Genomic DNA, 15,735 nt, shown 5'->3' with positions numbered 1-15,735 from the left:
CGACCGCGATCAAGCGGGTTCTGGTGACGAGGCCGGAACCGGCAGCATCACTCACCGCCGCGAAACTCACTGATGCGGGTTTCGAGCCAGTGCTTCTGCCGCTCAGCCGCACGGTCTCAATGGCTTTTACTCTACCCGATACCCGTTTCGACGCATTGACGGTGACAAGCGCCAATGCTTTTCGCCATGCGGGCCATGCTTTGCCAAACCGCGATATGCCCCTTTTCGCTGTCGGTGAGGGGACGGCACGCGCCGCGTGCGAGGCGGGCTTCACCGAGGTGGTGGACGGCGGCGGCGATGCGGTGCGTCTTGCTGAGACCATGCGCCGGACCTTGCCGCAAAGGGCGCGCGTTCTTTATCTGGCCGGGCGTGTGCGCCAGCCGATTTTCGAAGAGCGCGTATCTGCCGCCGGTCTCGATATGACGGTCTGCGATGTCTATGATATCGAAACCATCGACTATCCGCGTGATGAACTTCAGCGCATATTGGGCACGCAACCGCTTGCTGCTGTGATGCTCTATTCCGGCGTGGCGGCGGAAAAGTTTGTCGAGGCGATGGGCAGGATCGCCCCGCCTTTTAACGAAAAGACCCGCTTTTTGTGTATATCTGCGCGTGTGGCTGCAAAACTGCCCGCCGCATGGCAGGCCAATGCGCTGGTCGCAGAACAGCCGGATGAGAAAGGACTTTTCCGTCTGTTTTCCAAACTTTGACTCTTTTAGACGCAACCTTCCTGCGACAGAAGATTTTATCTGTTAGAGTCATACAGAGTCACCGGCAGGCAATCGACGATTACGAGAGGACCCATGGCGAAATCCGGCACCCCGCGACATTCCAAACCGGCCCGCAATCCCGTGACGATCAATCTCGATCCGTCTGATGTAAAGCGTGTCGATGAACAAACGGGAGCCAGGGCGACACCGCCGGCCGAACCGGTCGGCAACTTTGCTCAAGCAACAGCAACCGCCAAGCCCGCTGAAGCGAAAGCCGCTGAAACGAAATCTGGGCCAAAGCCAGAGCCGAAACCGGCTGCAAGCACCTCAAATCCCGCCAGTCCGCCCTTTACCGCAGGTGTCAAGCCGGAAGCGGAAAAGCTGCGCACAACCTCCAGCGCATCGTACACTGTGCCGCCCATCAGCAATGCCAATCAGGGCTCCAGCTCGAAATCCAGTTCCGGTGGGTCGCATCTTCTGGCGGGTATTGCCGGTGGCGTCATCGCGCTTGGCGGCATGTTTGCACTGCAATGGGGTAATGTCATTCCGTCGCCCGGCGCGCGCGTGACTGCCGAGCAACTGGCGCAGATGGAGCAGCAGATCGCCGATTTGCGCACCAATCCAACGCCTGCGCCGCTCGATGCCGCAAGCCGCACGCAATTTGCCGATTTGCAGAAGAATGTTCAGGCCGCAGAGATCAAGGCGGAAGCCGTTGCGGGCACCCTCACGCAGTTGCAGCAGCAGGTTGAGACATTGCCGCAGGCGACCGGAGGTGCCGCAGCAGGTGATATCGAAGCGCTGACCGGGCGTCTCGACGCACTGGAATCGAAATTGTCGGCAGCCCAAAATCAGGCCGATCAGGCCGCTGCCGGTGTTTCGGGCAATAGCGGCACTATTTCCTCGCTCGAATCGAAACTGACCTCCTTGCAGGCAAAGGTCGGCGAAGCCGCCCGTCAGCCGGATGCGACAGCGCTGATCGCTGCCAATGCGCTGAAAACAGCCATTGATCGCGGTGGCTCGTTCAAATCCGAGCTTGAAACTTATGCGTCGCTGGCACCACAGGATAGTTCGGTCGAGGGCCTCAAGGCCTTTGCCGATACGGGCGTGCCAACGGTGGCTGACCTCAATGCATGGTTCGGCCCGGTTGCCAATCGCATTGTCGCGACCGAAAACAAGTTGCCTGCCGATGCGGGTGTTTGGGATCAGCTGGTTGCCAGCGCCAAGGGGCTGGTGAGTGTTCGCCCTGTCGCGGGCAATGTGGAAGGCGAGGGCGTGGGTCCGACGACTGCCCGCATGGAAGCCGCACTTCATGCAGGCGATCTGGAACGCGCCATCGGCGAATGGGAGAAACTCCCTGCCGATGCGAAAGCCGTTTCGGGAGAATTTGCGAACCAGATGAAAGTGCGCCGCGATGCCGATGCGCTGATCCAGCGTCTGGTTGCGGACAGCCTCAAGCCAAAGGCGCCGACTGACGCGGGTGCTGCGGCACCAGCGGGTAATTAAGGGGGCTGGCCGATGCTGCGTGTATTATTCTATCTGCTGATCGTTGTGGCCCTTGGTTTCGGCTTTGCATGGCTGGCCGACCGACCCGGCGAGCTGGATGTCGTTTTCGCGGGCAACCACTATAATGTGCCGTTGATTACGGCGGTTGCCGGTATCGTGGCCATCGTGGCGGCGATCCTGCTTCTGTGGTGGCTGGTGAAGAGCATCATCCAGTCGCCCTACACGCTGCGCCGCCATTTTCGTGCACGCAAGCGCGACCGTGGATATCAGTCGCTTTCAACCGGCCTGATTGCTGCTGGTGCGGGCGATGCCGAGGCTGCGCGCCGCATGACCAAGCAGGCTGGCAAGTTGCTGAATTCGGATCAGGAGCCGCTCATCAAGCTTCTGGAAGCGCAGACAGCGATGCTCGAAGGCCGCACGGACGATGCCCGCAAGGGGTTCGAAGCCATGCTGGAAGACCCGGAAACCAAGCTTTTGGGCCTGCGTGGGCTTTACATCGAGGCGCAGCGCGTCGGCGCGATTGAGGCGGCACGCCATTATGCTTCGGAAGCTGCCAAACAGGCCCCGCAACTGGAATGGGCGTCATCTGCAGTTATGGGCCAGTTCTGCGCTGATGGCGATTGGGACGGGGCGCTGAGGCTGGTCGAGGCGCGCAAGCAGGCGCTGGCGCACAGCAAGGACACCGTAAAGAGGGAACGCGCGGCGCTGCTGACGGCCAAGGCCATGGCCACGCTGAATGTGGATCACGCTCATGCACGCACCATGGCGCTGGAGGCAAACAAGCTCGCGCCGGATCTGGTGCCTGCCGCCGTGGTGGCCGCACAGGCGCTGTTTAGCGATGGCGAAGTGCGCAAGGGTTCCAAGATTCTGGAAGCGGCATGGAAGCGTTTCCCGCATCCGGATATTGCTTCCGCTTATGTCTATGCCCGCGCTGGCGACACGGCGCAGGATCGTTTGAAACGCGCGCGGCATCTGGTGTCGCTGCGTTCCAACACGGCAGAAGGCAGCCTTGTGCTGGCGCGTGCGGCTTATGAAGCCGGAGATTTCAAGGCAGCACGCGACAGTGCCGATCAGGTGCTGAGAGCACGTCCGACGGAAAGCGTCTATCTGCTGTTGGCGGATATCGAGGAAGCCGAGACCGGAGATCAGGGCAAGGTTCGTCAGTGGCTTGCCCGTGCGGTCAAGGCGCCGCGTGATCCGGCATGGACTGCCGACGGCTATGTCTCGGAACGCTGGTCGCCGGTTTCGCCGGTGACCGGTCGTCTGAACAGCTTTGAGTGGAAAGTTCCTGTTGTTGAACTTGCCCCGATTGTTGAGGCGGAAGAGCCGGAGATAAAGGGGCCTGTCCCGGATGATAAAGCGGTCGTGCCGGTTGTCGTGACGCCACCTGTTCGCGAAGCGTCGGCAAAAGCCGCTCCGCAGATCGACGTGGTGGAGGCCGAAGTGGTCGTGCCCGATGCGGAACCGGTCAAAGCTTCCCCTCCCACGCCCGCTCAGAAACGCGATGAAATTCCGCAACCGCCTCTTGATGCATCGCCCCTCGATGATGCCGGCAACGAGGACAAGCGCGGTCATTTTGTGGTCGATGATCCGGGTGTGGATCAAAACAGTACACCACGCAAGGCGCAGGGCGGGCTGCGGCTCTTCTAAGCCGCTTCCGCTTGAACAAAGCGTTGCTTAAAAACAACGCTGGCGACGTCATCTGCTGCGAACCGTCTTTCATGACGGTTTGTCGCGTTGTCTGCCGTGTTTCCCCGGTTAGGTTCGCAGATATGAAGGGTGGCGTTTCCCCGTGAGGGAGCGTCTGCATTGATATGTCTGGCGAGGGTGAATGTTCGATCGTCTGTTGGAATTTTTGAAAGAGCTGCCCGGCAACGGTTTTCGTGACCGCAAGGGAGATATTTCCAACGACGATCCCAAGCTTGCCGCTGCTGCGCTGCTGTTCCACATCATGGATGTCGATGGCGAGACGCGCGAGAGCGAACGCAAGAAACTCGCGGCGATGCTGTCGCTGAAATATAACCTCAAAGGCGATGCGCTGAAGAAGCTGATCAAGGCCGCCGAAGTGGCCGACAGCGAAGCCATCGATTTTTCAAGCTTCACATCCGTTCTCAAGCGTCAGCTCGACTATAATGCGCGGCTCGATTTCGTGGGACTGATGTGGGAAATGGTCTATGCCGATGGCGATGTCAGCGAAGTGGAAGCGGACGTCACCTGGCGTATCGCGGAGCTTATTGGCATCCGCGAGGATGACCGCAACGCACTTCAGGCGCGCGTACAAATAGAAAAGGCGAGCCGTAGCTCGCCTTTCTGATCATCAGGTCCGTCCTTGCAGGTGACGGGCCTTGCGCAATTGTGGGAATATCGTCGCCCAGATCACCGCGACCGCGATAGAGCCGACGCCGCCGATCACCACAGCCGGAACCGCGCCGAGCGCCGCAGCCATCAAGCCCGCGCGGAATTCGCCCAACTCGTTCGATGCGCCGACGAAAACCATATTCACGGCATTGACGCGTCCGCGAACATGATCCGGCGTCCAGAGCTGCATCAGCGTTTCACGAATGTAGACGCTGATCATATCGGCAGCACCGGCCAGCGCCAGTGCGACGACCGAAAGCCAGGTCAGCGTTGAAACGCCGAAAATGATGTTGAACAGGCCGAAAAATGCGACAAAGACGAACATCACGCGGCCCGCATGGTCGCGGATCGGATGACCGGCCAGCCAGATCGCGGTGAGCACAGCGCCGATGCCGGGAGCTGAACGCAGCAGGCCAAGCCCCCACGGACCGAGATCGAGAATATCGCGCGCATAGATGGGCAACAGCGCGACTGTGCCGCCGAGCAATACTGCGAAAAGATCGAGCGAGATCGCGCCCAGAACGATTTTTTCCTTCCAGATATAGCGGAAGCCGGCGAGCATGCTCGACATGGAGCGCTCTTCCGTCAGCGTGTGCTGTTTCGGTTTCGGGATAGAGAAGGTCAGAAGTGATGCGGCGATCAGGAAGATCGTGGCAACACAATAAGCGGCAATCGGCGAGATGCCATAGAGCAAGCCGCCTGCGACCGGGCCGACGATGGTTGCAACCTGCCATGCTGACGAATTCCAGGACACCGCATTGGCGAAATCTTCGGTCGGAACAAGGTTCACCACCAGCGATGCCGAAGACGGTCCGAGGAAGGCGCGTGCGATGCCGAAGAGCAGCAGACAGGCAAACACCGTCGCAGGCTCGAACAGGCCCGTAAGCGTCAGTGAAAGCAACAGACCTGTGACGACCGCTTCCAGCACCAGCGACAGGCCCATGATCAAGCGCCTGCCGAAACGGTCAGCCGCAGCGCCGGTCACGAGAACGAGCAGCAATGCAGGCAGAAACTGCATCAGCCCGACCATGCCTAGATTGAAGGCGTCGCGGGTCTGGTCATAAATCTGCCAGCCGACAGAAACGCTGACGATTTGCACCGCGAAGGCGCTCAGAAAGCGCGCACCCCAGTATTTTTTGAAAGATGAGTGGCGAAATGCTGCGTAACGATCCGCAGGAGAAGCATCAGTTGAGGGGGACATTGCTCAAGACATCGAGAGGAAAGATGCTTGTTACTTACAGCATCCTTCCCATGATCGGAATCACTTTTTGGTGGCAAATGTTTCGTCCCCGTTTCCAGGGACGACAAGTCTCCAATAAAAAAAGGCCGACTGACGCCGGCCTAGTCGATCCGGGAGGGCGGATCAATCTCTGCCAAGCAGGCCTTTCCAGATGATCGCGCCGAGGGCAGCGCCGACCAGAGGTGCAACCCAGAACAGCCAGAGTTGGCTGAGTGCCGCCGTTTCAGCGAAGAGCGCAACGCCAGTGGAGCGAGCCGGGTTGACCGATGTATTGGTCACCGGGATCGAGATCAGGTGGATGAGGGTCAGGCCAAGACCAATGGCGATCGGCGCAAAACCAGCCGGTGCAATCGACGACGTCGAACCCAGAATGATGATGATGAAAAACGCCGTCAGGACGACTTCGATCAGCAGGGCCGATGTCAGGCTATAGCCGCCGGGTGACAATTCACCATAGCCGTTGGAAGCAAAGCCGCCAGCCGTAAAACCGCTTTTCCCCGAAGCGATCAGATAGAGCACAGCCGCCGCAACGATGGCGCCTAGAACCTGTGCGATCCAGTAAGGGATGAGATCCTTTGCCGGAAGTCTGCCGCCGATGACGAGGCCGAGCGATACAGCCGGATTGAAATGGCCGCCGGAAATGCCGCCCACAGCAAAAGCCATGGTCAGGACGGTGAGGCCGAAAGCAAAGGCGACGCCAAGGAAGCCAATGCCAAGTTCAGGAAAAGCTGCAGCGAGCACGGCGCTGCCGCAGCCGCCGAAAACCAGCCAGAAAGTTCCGAAAAACTCAGCCGATAGTTTATTCAACATGGAAATCCCCAAGGTTGGTGTAGTGAAACTGGCCGAAAGCGAATCAGATAACAAAAACTATATCCTTGTCATATTCTTCCGGCAATATTGTTGAAGGCAAATATTGATTGCTATGCTTTGCTTGTTAGAACTGTTTTAACAGTAAAGGCGCAAATTCATCCAAATTATATTATGTTGTTTACAAATGATTCCCACAAGACATTGAATTTATTATGATAATTCATTTGCCCATTTAAATGAAATTAAGCGCAGTTTTTTTAGCGCGGCGTCGCGTTTTCGCGTTGATGGGATCCCTATCGCTGGTTTCGCCGACGCCTCATTTGCAATGGAGGCATGGCCATGGTCTTCTGTGCCGGGGTCATTGCGAAGGGCGCAGCATGCGCGTTATAAGCGAAGAGTAGGCACGGGGCAGGCCCGCAACCGAAGAACAGCCATTTTCAAAGGCTGTCGCAGAGCATGACAGGGAGTTTGCGGTTTGAACACGCATCCGAAGACCAGAGGATCGAAAGCCCTATTGGGTGGCGCTGTGGCAGTGTCGCTGATTTCCGTTCTGTCGGGCTGCACCGCAACCGCATGGACGGAAAAGGTCAAGATTGACACCACGCCTATGCCGACGGAATGCGCTGGATGGCAGAAGATCGATCTTAAGCAACGCACGACGATGGTTTTGCTGCGTCAGGATCCGAAGCTTGTCGTCGATATCGATTCCCACAATCTCAAGGGACGCAATCTCGGCTGCTGGCAGTAAGGTCGCGGTTTCGGAATACTGGGGCCCCGCGCCCGGCAATCAGGCCGGGCTCGCCATCCGTATATCGACTTTCTCAATCGTTCCGCGCAGGGCAGGCAGCATCGTTTCGAAACGGATGTTGCCGCCGGGCCCGATGCTGGTGCGCACGGGTTCCAACAGGCGTTCGCGCTTTTGTCCGTCACTATAGGTGATGCTGACGATCAGCGCTGGTGGCAGCCGGTTCTCATGACCTTCGTTTCTGATGCTGGCACCGACATTCAGCACATTGCCTTCGGCGCGCTCAGCAATATTGGTGGTGATGTCCGTCACTTTCAGCGCAGAAACTAGCGGCAACGACGGCGACGCGGTGGCTGTGATATCCGATGGCCTGCTGGTCATGATCGTATATCCGCCTGCCATCCAGAAAGCGGTGGTTGCGCAGAAAGCCACCAGAACCCAATAGGCGGCTCCGGGGCTGCTGGCAGTTTCGGTAGCAATCGCCGGACGATCCGGTTTTCGGAAAAGGCTGAAACCCGGCAACGCGCGCGGCGTCTTGAGCGTTTGTCGCTCCGGCAGCACGGTTTCGAATTCAGCGTCCTCGACTTCAGCGGCAGACGACAGACGCCAGCCAGCAGGCTTTGCCGCATGCGGCTGCCCGCGCGCACTGCCTCTGCCTGATGATTGCTTCGCCATCATGAAGTCATCTTCCTCTGCGTTTTCTCGGTCATTCCAGCCGCCTAGGCTGCCGCAAAATGGTTAATGCTTCGCTCGCGAAATTTTTAACGGCCGAATGGGTCGGATTTAACGCAAGATTAACCATAGAGGGTAAAGGTCAAACCGATATTGATGCGTGTGCGAAAGCTTCGCGCGCGCGAGGAACCAAAGAGAAGCTGACCGGTGATACGTTTCGAGAATGTCGGCCTGAGATATGGAATGGGACCTGAAATCCTGAAGGATGTCAGTTTCCACATACCGCCGCGTTCATTCCAGTTTTTGACTGGCCCTTCGGGCGCTGGCAAGACGTCGCTCATGCGCCTTCTTTTCATGGCGCTGAAGCCGACACGCGGTCTGATCAACGTGTTCGGCAAGGATGTGGCGCGTCTCGATCACAGGGAAGTGCCCCTGTTGCGCCGCCGTATCGGCATCGTGTTTCAGGATTTCCGCCTGCTCGACCATATGACCACTTACGAGAATGTGGCGCTTCCGTTGCGGGTGCGCGGCAAGGAAGAAGCCACCTACCGGCATGAGGTGGAAGAACTGCTGCATTGGGTTGGCCTCGGCGACCGGATGGGCGTTTTGCCGCCGGTTCTATCTGGCGGTGAGAAGCAGCGTGCCGCCATTGCGCGTGCGCTTATCGATCAGCCGGAATTGCTGCTGGCTGATGAGCCGACCGGCAATGTCGATCCGCCGCTTGCCAAGCGTCTGCTGCGCCTTTTTACAGAGCTTAACCGCTCAGGCACCGCTGTCATCATCGCCACGCACGATCTTTCCCTGATGGATCAGGTCAATGCGCGCCGCATGATTCTCGAACACGGGCGGCTCGATATCTATGAGTAACACCCGTAGTGGCCGTCCAAGCGGCTGGCAGAAAATTCAGGATGATCTGAAGGTTCGTTTCGAAGACCTGAAGGATATGGTTCTGGTGCGGGTCGGTAAGCGCCGACAGCGCAAAGGGCCAAGCCCGATTGTGCCCGATGGAAGTGTTACCGGCACCGCTTTGGTGACCGTTATCGCGATCATGACGTTTCTCGCCTGCCTGACCATGGGTGGTGTGTCGCTAGTTCGCGCATCGGCTGCCGCCTGGCAGAGCCAGATTGCGCGCGAGGCGACCATCCAGATCCGCCCGGTTGAAGGGCAGGATATTGAAAAGGCCTTGCAGCAGGCGAGCGACATCGCACGCGGCTTTGCAGGCGTGAAAGCGACGAACATCATCGACAAGGACGCCACTGCTCGCCTGCTGGAGCCATGGCTTGGCACTGGCCTCAATATCGATGAACTGCCCGTGCCGCGCCTTGTCGTGGTCACCATCGATGAAAGTGCGCCGCCCGATTTCGGCACCATGCGCACGGAACTGACCCGCGCTATTCCGGCAGCAAGTTTCGACGATCACCGGACATGGGTGGATCGGCTGGTGTCTATGGCGCATACGACGGTTCTGGTCGGTACGGCGGTTCTTTCGCTGGTGATTGCGGCAACCGTTCTCACCGTCATTTTCGCCACACGCGGGGCGATGTCTGGCAACAGCCACATTATCGAGGTTCTGCATTTCATCGGTGCGGAATCGAAATTCGTGGCGCGCGAATTCGAATGGCATTTCTTCCGCACGGCGCTGAAGGGCGCCTTGTTCGGCGGTGCCGCAGCCATGCTGGTCTTCCTGATCTTTTCCTGGTGGGCTTCGCGCCATATGGCGACGCCCGAAGGCGATCAGGCTGCGGCCATGTTCGGCAGTTTCGCCATCGGTCGCAGCGGCTATCTCGGTGCCGCAGCCATCATCATTCTGGTCAGTGTTCTGACTATGCTGACCAGCCGCCTGACGGTTATCCGTCAACTCGCAACCATGGATGGTCCGGGAGTACGCTCCGAATGACAATCTTTTGGCCAAATACGCACCGTCGCACGCGAATTCCTGGTAGCTTTCCGAGTTATCGCCGCAATGCTGCGTATGATAGCCAGAGGAACGACGGACGAATCGCGCGCGCATTGGGCGGCGGATACCGGGCGAGTAACGATGCGGTGGCAGAGAAACGAACAGCGGATGAGATGCATGCGGGCGCCGTGGTCTGGCGGCGCAGTCCCCCTGTTGTTGCCCCTTCATCCTTGCTGCTTGCGCCAGCCAGATTCCTGTGGTCTGTCATGATGCGTATGCTCAGACGTTTCCAACCCATCTCCATCGTGCTTTTTACGCTGCTTCTGGCTTTTCTCGTCGGCTTTGTCGCCTTTGGCGAGAAGGTGACGAGCATGACGCCGCCTGTGATCGATCAGCCGGCCGATGGCATCGTCGTTCTGACCGGCGGGCAGTCCCGCATTCAGGCGGCGGTTGATCTGTTGCAGGAAAAGCGCGGCAAGCGGCTGTTGATCAGCGGCGTGCACCCATCCACGAATGAAAAATCCATCCAGCGTGCGACGCATGCCGATCCGAGCCTGTTCGATTGCTGTGTCGATCTCGACCGTTCGGCGCGCAACACCGTCGGCAATGCCGAGGAAAGCGAGCACTGGATTCGCAACAACAATTATCGCCGGGTCATCGTCGTTACGAACAATTATCATATGCCGCGCAGCATTCTGGAAATGTCCTATCGGATGAAGGACGTGGAATTCGTGCCCTATCCGGTGGTAAATGGCGATGGTCGCGAGCAAAGCTGGGTGGCCGAGGGCGACACATTGCGCGTGCTCTTCGTGGAATATGTCAAATATCTGGGCGCTGTCGTACGCGTTGGCGCGTCGGAGGTATTCGGCTTCGATATTCTTGACGGTGTGGCCGGTCAGAAGATCAATCGGTAACAAACTGGAAAATCCCGACGCTCAGTCACCGTTTTCTGTATGGAAAATGGGGCAGTTCCTGATATACGAGTGCCCGAGATTTCGGAAAACGAAGGCCTGACAGTTTTTCGGGATTATGGTCTGACTGTTTGTTTTGAGCGCATCACGTCCGAAAGCCGTTTCGTGCTTTTCGGGATGTGCTCTAGCCGGGATACTCGCCGACACGATGCTTCTCTACCTGCGCTCGATCCTCTTCAACGCTGCGTTTTACATCTGCACACTAGTGCAGATGGTCCTTTATACGCCGTTCTATTTCCTGCTGCCGCGCAAGAAGGCATGGATCGTGCCGAAGCTCTGGGCACGGGTCAATCTGTGGCTCCAGAAGGTCATTGTCGGTACGGATTACGTCATCGAAGGGCTCGAGAATATTCCGGAAGGGGCATATATCTGCGCGCCCAAGCACCAGTCGGCCTGGGATACCTATGCCTTCCTGCCTTATCTGGACGATCCGGTTCTGATCCTGAAGCGCGAATTGATGCGCATTCCGCTGTTTGGCTGGTACATCGCCAAGATGGAGATGATCCCGGTGGATCGTGGATCGCGCGTCAAGGCGCTGCATTCGATCACCAAGGGCGCGGAAAAGGCCATCGCCGAAGGACGTCAGATCCTCATCTATCCCGAAGGCACGCGCCGGTCGCCGGGTGCGCCGCCGCAATATAAATACGGCATCGTGCATCTTTACGATGCGCTCGATCTGCCGGTCTTGCCGATTGCGCATAATGCCGGGCTCTACTGGCCGCGCCGCAAGTTCCTGCGTTTTCCGGGCACCGTTCGCTGCCGTGTTCTGCCCCCCATTCCGCCGGGGCTTGAAAAGGAAGAGTTTCTGCGCCGCCTGATCGAAACAACGGAGACGGCTTGCGATGAGCTTCTGGTTGCGGCAAGCCGCGACCCCAACCCACCCCCGATGCCACCGACAGCTGTTGAACGCTTGAAGGAGCTGGGCGTTTCCCCTCGCGGTTAAACGTCCGAAGCCTTCATGTTCAACTTAAGTTAAACGACAATTAGTCGCGTTTTGTTGGAGTTTCGTTTTTCTTGCACGGAAACATGAAACCCGGTATCAGAGCGCGACACGAAAGGACCCATCATGAATATTGATGCCATTTCCATCGGAACCAATCCTCCCGAAGACGTCAACGTCATCATCGAAGTTCCGGTCGGCGGCCAGCCGATCAAGTACGAGATGGACAAGAAGTCCGGGGCTCTGATCGTTGACCGTTTTCTCTACACGCCGATGACCTATCCGGGCAATTACGGTTTCGTACCGCATACGCTGTCGGAAGACGGCGATCCGATTGACGTTCTCGTCTGCAACACCCGTCCGCTGGTACCGGGTTCTGTGATCAATGTCCGCCCGATCGGCGTTCTGGTCATGGAAGACAATTCCGGCAAGGACGAAAAGATCATCGCCGTTCCGTCGCCGCATTTGACGCGCCGTTACGAGAAGATCCATGATTACACGGATATGCCGGAAATCACGCTGAAGCAGATTGCGCATTTCTTCGAGCACTACAAGGATCTGGAACCCGGCAAGTGGGTCAAGATCGGCGATTGGGGCGATGAAGACTATGCTCGCAAGTTCATCGTCGAAGCGATCGAACGCGCCAAGGGCAAATAATCCGGTCGAGCAATCGCCGGTTTGCAGTATGGTTTAAAACAAAAGCGCCCAATGATCCCCGAAGGATTATTGGGCGCTTTTGCTTTTGAGCTTTGGTTTGCCGATCAGAGGAAGAGCGGCAGCAGCGTCGTCCACATGAACTGGCGGATGAAGAAGATGATCAGGAGCAGGATGATCGGCGAAATGTCGATCCCGCCCAGATTAGGCAAGAGATTGCGGATCGGGCGCAGAACCGGCTCGGTCACCTTGTAGAGAAACTCTCCGACCGAGGCCACGAAGCGATTGCCGGAATTGACGACATTGAACGCATAGAGCCACGAATAGATGGCGCTGGCAATGATGATCCACGTGTAGATGTCGAGCGCCAGATCAATGGTGCGGAACAATGCAATCATGAGTGTCTGTCTCCTTGACGATTGGCCGAGATGTAGCGATTGCTGCGATTAAGGACAAGTGCCCGATAGAGTGTCGGCTCAACTTTCGTCACCGAAATGCCGTGCGAAAGCGCCCTTCAATCCCGTTATGGTCCTATTTATTCACAGATCGCCATATAGTCAGTATAGCTGTGATGATATGCGAACAAAAAATTAGATCATACTAACATTCTGTGCAGTGTTGCTATGCTCTGTAATAAATGCCAAGTGAACTTAACAGCGCTGGCTGGTGTATGGCTGAACGGATAAAACGGCAATGAATATTTCAGAAAATGGTCGCGATCCCTATAAGGACCGCAAAAGCATCGAGTTTTCTTTCCGCGCCAAACGGTTTGCCCATATCCAGAAGTTGATCGAAGCCGCGCTTGCCGAAAAGCCGGAAGGCGAAAAAGTCGAGATACTTGATCTCGGCGGATCGGAAAAATATTGGCTGATCGGCGAAGCCTTTATCGAGGCCAATCGCGACCGTTTGCATTTCACGCTGATCAATCCCGAAGAGCAGGAAGAGAAAGACACGGAAACTTTCACGTTTCTGGTCGGCGACGCGACCGATCCGGCGCTGTTTGCCGGGCGGGCGTTCGATGTCGTTCATTCCAACTCGGTCATTGAACATGTTGGCGACTGGGCTGCCATCACACGATTTGCTGAGAACACCCGCAGGCTGGGCAAGCGCTATTATATGCAGACGCCCAATTACTGGTTTCCTTACGAGCCGCATTTCCGCTTTATCGGATTTCAGTGGCTGCCGGTGCCCGTGCGCATCTGGCTGATGACCAAGATGCGGCTCGGTTTTTTCGAGCGGCAGAAGAGCGCCGACGAGGCCCGCTTTCATGTGGAATCGATCCGGCTTCTGACCACAGGCCAGGTGCGCAAGCTCTTCCCGGATGCGCAGATCGAATTTGAGAAGATTGCCGGACTGGCGAAATCCATTCTCGCGATCAGGGGATGATCATTATCCTTTGACGCGTCCTGTCAGTCGAAATCACGCGGTTGGTGTGATTTCGAGGCAATCAGACTGCCGACATGCTCCAGCGCATGGTCGCGCACGCGCATGTCGCGCAGATGCTTCAGCGTATTGGCCACATAATCGATATTTGCGCCGGACTCGCCGTGCGCGGAGGCGACAATCGCTGCCGCATCCTCGGCCTTGAGCGCGCCTGCATATTGCACATGGCGGCGGTCGGCTACATAAACCAGCCCCTGAACATCGCGCCCGTCGTGAAGGCGCAGCCGCAGCTTCTTTTCGTGATAGACATTGTTCGATAATTCACGTTCTCGCAGATAGACCATAACCTCGTCGGTCATCTCGCCCGGAACCCGAAAGGCCATGCCAAGGCAGGAGCCGCCCGCATCGAGGCCAAGCACGAGTCCGGGATGGTCGGGTGAGCCGCGATGAAAATGCGAATAGATGCACAGGCTGCGACGATAGCCGTGCAGACGGGCGCGAACGGTTTCCACATGCGCGAAACCGGGACGCCACATCAGCGAGCCGTAGCCGAAAACCCAAAAATCACTCGTTCGCTTCTCATCAATGTGCTTTGTCATGATGGTATAATATTTGTCGTCTCTTGTTCGATTTCCATCGGTAATTGATGGATATCCCTCGTTTTTTCTGAAGCTCCACTTCACAAGACTCAATCCTGCCATAATATGGCCACCAGTGAGGTTGAGCAAAACAGTGTATCGAAAGATGCGTCGCTGGCGGCTTTGCCGCTTCTCAGGCTCAACTCTCTGACCGACATAAGGTTTTTCGATGATGCATCCCGGGACGGAAGCTGGAACAGGGCAACGGAAGTCCAGAAAGCGACCGATTGCGCTTGGAATTTTCCTGATCGTTCTCGTCGCTGGCTATACAGCCGGGTGGTTCTATGTGGCCGACCGCCTGCAAACCCGCGCGACGGCGGATATGGCCAAACTTTCGGCCCAGGGCATCGGCGTGCGCTGCGAAGATCTGCGCACCAGCGGCTATCCACTCCGCGTCAATGTCGTCTGCGACAGCATTTCCTGGCAGAAGCCGAGCGCTGGAATGGCATTCCGCGCCGGACGTTTCACCTCCGGCTCACCTGTCTATGCGCCGCGCTCACTCAGCAACGATCTGACTGGACCTGCCTTTATCGAATTCCCCGGCCTGCAACCGCTTGAAGTCAACTGGAGCAAGTTCAACTCCAACACGCGCCTTGCCCGCCCGTTTCCGACCGAGATTGCGCTTGAAGCCCGCGACGTCGTGGTTGGCCGTCGCACAGAAACCACAACGACAGAACCGCTGAGCAGTCTGGAACAGATGGATTTCAGCATGAGCGCCGTCGATGGTGCGCTGAAACTGGCAGGCCGCTTTGCTGGGCTGAAGCTTGCAGCACCCGTGATTGGCAATGCCAAGAGCCCCGAGATCGACGGCGTTGCCGATATCGAGATCGCTGATGCCGCTACGCTTCTGGCGTCGGGCTCTTCCGATTTCAGTCAGCGCCTGCGCGGCCGTAGCGGCACCATCCACCAGGCATTTCTCTCCATGCCCAATGGGGCCATGGTGTCGCTGACCGGTCCGTTCTCCGTCGATGATGACGGGCTAATCAATGCAGATGTGAAGCTGACGCTGGTCAATGCGCAGTCGCTGGCGCAGGCAGGCCAAACGGTTTTCCCGGAACAGGGCAGCAATATCGCTACCATCCTCTTCGCGCTTTCAGCCATGCCGAAAGACGAAAACGGCAATCCCACGCTGGAGATTGCCGTTCGCAAGGGCAGGGCCAATGCCGGGTTCATTCCACTTGGGCGGTTGCCAGCGTTGTAGGGGAATAAGGGAG

17 protein-coding genes are annotated in these 15,735 nt (G+C 57.5%); 12 read left to right on the top strand and 5 right to left on the bottom strand.

What is annotated here, in order from left to right:
• Positions 1 to 8 precede the first annotated feature (8 nt).
• From FHW03_RS00350 to FHW03_RS00335, 4 genes are all read left to right on the top strand, one after another.
• On the top strand, positions 9 to 710 hold the full coding sequence (locus FHW03_RS00350; protein WP_182519401.1) for a uroporphyrinogen-III synthase: 702 nt from the start codon (positions 9 to 11) through the stop codon (positions 708 to 710).
• A gap of 93 nt (positions 711 to 803) precedes the next feature.
• The gene (locus FHW03_RS00345) at positions 804 to 2,213 is read left to right on the top strand and encodes a mitofilin family membrane protein (RefSeq protein ID WP_182518863.1); all 1,410 of its coding nucleotides are present in this window, start codon (positions 804 to 806) and stop codon (positions 2,211 to 2,213) included.
• Positions 2,214 to 2,225: 12 nt separating this feature from the next.
• Positions 2,226 to 3,863, top strand: coding sequence for a heme biosynthesis protein HemY (locus FHW03_RS00340; RefSeq protein ID WP_182518862.1), 1,638 nt, complete (start codon positions 2,226 to 2,228; stop codon positions 3,861 to 3,863).
• 181 nt (positions 3,864 to 4,044) lie between these two features.
• Complete coding sequence (locus tag FHW03_RS00335; RefSeq protein WP_078337528.1) at positions 4,045 to 4,527, top strand: TerB family tellurite resistance protein; 483 nt, start codon at positions 4,045 to 4,047, stop codon at positions 4,525 to 4,527.
• A 3-nt stretch (positions 4,528 to 4,530) separates the two neighbouring features.
• Here FHW03_RS00335 and FHW03_RS00330 read toward each other — a convergent pair whose 3' ends face one another.
• Together FHW03_RS00330 and aqpZ are read right to left on the bottom strand one after the other, a co-directional pair.
• Positions 4,531 to 5,772: an MFS transporter gene (locus tag FHW03_RS00330; protein ID WP_182518861.1), complete on the bottom strand. Its 1,242-nt coding sequence runs from the start codon at positions 5,770 to 5,772 to the stop codon at positions 4,531 to 4,533.
• A 162-nt stretch (positions 5,773 to 5,934) separates the two neighbouring features.
• On the bottom strand, positions 5,935 to 6,621 hold the full coding sequence (gene aqpZ / locus FHW03_RS00325; protein ID WP_182518860.1) for an aquaporin Z: 687 nt from the start codon (positions 6,619 to 6,621) through the stop codon (positions 5,935 to 5,937).
• Between the two features lie 514 nt (positions 6,622 to 7,135).
• Between aqpZ and FHW03_RS00320 the strand changes: the two genes are divergently transcribed.
• A complete protein-coding gene (locus tag FHW03_RS00320) occupies positions 7,136 to 7,369 on the top strand; it encodes a hypothetical protein (protein ID WP_377514024.1) in 234 nt (77 codons plus the stop codon).
• 39 nt (positions 7,370 to 7,408) lie between these two features.
• Here the strand turns inward: FHW03_RS00320 and FHW03_RS00315 are convergent, their stop codons facing one another.
• Positions 7,409 to 8,044 carry a hypothetical protein gene (locus FHW03_RS00315; RefSeq protein WP_182518858.1) on the bottom strand — a complete coding sequence of 212 codons (636 nt, stop codon included), beginning with the start codon at positions 8,042 to 8,044 and terminating at the stop codon, positions 7,409 to 7,411.
• Between the two features lie 237 nt (positions 8,045 to 8,281).
• Between FHW03_RS00315 and ftsE the strand changes: the two genes are divergently transcribed.
• From ftsE to ppa, 5 genes are all read left to right on the top strand, one after another.
• Entirely contained in the window at positions 8,282 to 8,905 is a 624-nt protein-coding gene (gene ftsE / locus FHW03_RS00310; RefSeq protein WP_210277118.1) for a cell division ATP-binding protein FtsE, read from the top strand.
• Positions 8,898 to 9,935, top strand: coding sequence for an ABC transporter permease (locus FHW03_RS00305; protein WP_182518856.1), 1,038 nt, complete (start codon positions 8,898 to 8,900; stop codon positions 9,933 to 9,935). The genes ftsE and FHW03_RS00305 overlap by 8 nt, the downstream gene beginning before the upstream one ends.
• On the top strand, positions 9,932 to 10,849 hold the full coding sequence (locus tag FHW03_RS00300) for a YdcF family protein (RefSeq protein WP_182518855.1): 918 nt from the start codon (positions 9,932 to 9,934) through the stop codon (positions 10,847 to 10,849). The genes FHW03_RS00305 and FHW03_RS00300 overlap by 4 nt, the downstream gene beginning before the upstream one ends.
• Before the next feature lie 205 nt (positions 10,850 to 11,054).
• Complete coding sequence (locus tag FHW03_RS00295) at positions 11,055 to 11,849, top strand: 1-acyl-sn-glycerol-3-phosphate acyltransferase (RefSeq protein WP_182518854.1); 795 nt, start codon at positions 11,055 to 11,057, stop codon at positions 11,847 to 11,849.
• Positions 11,850 to 11,972: 123 nt separating this feature from the next.
• Positions 11,973 to 12,503, top strand: a complete 531-nt coding sequence (ppa, locus tag FHW03_RS00290) for an inorganic diphosphatase (RefSeq protein WP_078337519.1) — start codon at positions 11,973 to 11,975, stop codon at positions 12,501 to 12,503.
• A 104-nt stretch (positions 12,504 to 12,607) separates the two neighbouring features.
• On the opposite strand, the gene FHW03_RS00285 is transcribed toward ppa, so the two are convergent.
• Positions 12,608 to 12,898: a YggT family protein gene (locus FHW03_RS00285; RefSeq protein WP_182518853.1), complete on the bottom strand. Its 291-nt coding sequence runs from the start codon at positions 12,896 to 12,898 to the stop codon at positions 12,608 to 12,610.
• 295 nt (positions 12,899 to 13,193) lie between these two features.
• On the opposite strand from FHW03_RS00285, the gene FHW03_RS00280 reads away from it, so the two are divergent.
• Entirely contained in the window at positions 13,194 to 13,886 is a 693-nt protein-coding gene (locus FHW03_RS00280) for an SAM-dependent methyltransferase (protein ID WP_182518852.1), read from the top strand.
• A 23-nt stretch (positions 13,887 to 13,909) separates the two neighbouring features.
• Here FHW03_RS00280 and FHW03_RS00275 read toward each other — a convergent pair whose 3' ends face one another.
• Positions 13,910 to 14,482 (bottom strand): gamma-glutamylcyclotransferase, encoded by a 573-nt coding sequence (locus tag FHW03_RS00275; RefSeq protein ID WP_182518851.1) that lies wholly within the window; start codon positions 14,480 to 14,482, stop codon positions 13,910 to 13,912.
• A gap of 211 nt (positions 14,483 to 14,693) precedes the next feature.
• On the opposite strand from FHW03_RS00275, the gene FHW03_RS00270 reads away from it, so the two are divergent.
• Positions 14,694 to 15,722: a DUF2125 domain-containing protein gene (locus FHW03_RS00270; RefSeq protein ID WP_182519400.1), complete on the top strand. Its 1,029-nt coding sequence runs from the start codon at positions 14,694 to 14,696 to the stop codon at positions 15,720 to 15,722.
• Positions 15,723 to 15,735: the final 13 nt, after the last annotated feature.

This window comes from Ochrobactrum sp. RH2CCR150, assembly GCA_014138095.1.
Classification (GTDB): domain Bacteria; phylum Pseudomonadota; class Alphaproteobacteria; order Rhizobiales; family Rhizobiaceae; genus Brucella; species Brucella gambitense.
Note: the sequence above shows the minus strand (reverse complement) of the source record. Positions and strands in the feature narration are given on the sequence as shown.

What these genes read in the sequence shown, in the direction of transcription:
- FHW03_RS00300 (WP_182518855.1), top strand. Translation starts at nt 9,932, where the DNA reads ATGACAATCTTTTGGCCAAATACGCACCGTCGCACGCGAATTCCTGGT.
- FHW03_RS00340 (WP_182518862.1), top strand. Translation starts at nt 2,226, where the DNA reads ATGCTGCGTGTATTATTCTATCTGCTGATCGTTGTGGCCCTTGGTTTC.
- aqpZ (WP_182518860.1), bottom strand. Translation starts at nt 6,621, where the DNA reads ATGTTGAATAAACTATCGGCTGAGTTTTTCGGAACTTTCTGGCTGGTT.
- ppa (WP_078337519.1), top strand. Translation starts at nt 11,973, where the DNA reads ATGAATATTGATGCCATTTCCATCGGAACCAATCCTCCCGAAGACGTC.
- FHW03_RS00270 (WP_182519400.1), top strand. Translation starts at nt 14,694, where the DNA reads ATGCATCCCGGGACGGAAGCTGGAACAGGGCAACGGAAGTCCAGAAAG.
- FHW03_RS00285 (WP_182518853.1), bottom strand. Translation starts at nt 12,898, where the DNA reads ATGATTGCATTGTTCCGCACCATTGATCTGGCGCTCGACATCTACACG.
- FHW03_RS00330 (WP_182518861.1), bottom strand. Translation starts at nt 5,772, where the DNA reads ATGTCCCCCTCAACTGATGCTTCTCCTGCGGATCGTTACGCAGCATTT.
- FHW03_RS00280 (WP_182518852.1), top strand. Translation starts at nt 13,194, where the DNA reads ATGAATATTTCAGAAAATGGTCGCGATCCCTATAAGGACCGCAAAAGC.
- FHW03_RS00295 (WP_182518854.1), top strand. Translation starts at nt 11,055, where the DNA reads ATGCTTCTCTACCTGCGCTCGATCCTCTTCAACGCTGCGTTTTACATC.
- FHW03_RS00275 (WP_182518851.1), bottom strand. Translation starts at nt 14,482, where the DNA reads ATGACAAAGCACATTGATGAGAAGCGAACGAGTGATTTTTGGGTTTTC.
- FHW03_RS00345 (WP_182518863.1), top strand. Translation starts at nt 804, where the DNA reads ATGGCGAAATCCGGCACCCCGCGACATTCCAAACCGGCCCGCAATCCC.
- FHW03_RS00315 (WP_182518858.1), bottom strand. Translation starts at nt 8,044, where the DNA reads ATGATGGCGAAGCAATCATCAGGCAGAGGCAGTGCGCGCGGGCAGCCG.
- FHW03_RS00305 (WP_182518856.1), top strand. Translation starts at nt 8,898, where the DNA reads ATGAGTAACACCCGTAGTGGCCGTCCAAGCGGCTGGCAGAAAATTCAG.
- FHW03_RS00335 (WP_078337528.1), top strand. Translation starts at nt 4,045, where the DNA reads ATGTTCGATCGTCTGTTGGAATTTTTGAAAGAGCTGCCCGGCAACGGT.
- ftsE (WP_210277118.1), top strand. Translation starts at nt 8,282, where the DNA reads ATGGGACCTGAAATCCTGAAGGATGTCAGTTTCCACATACCGCCGCGT.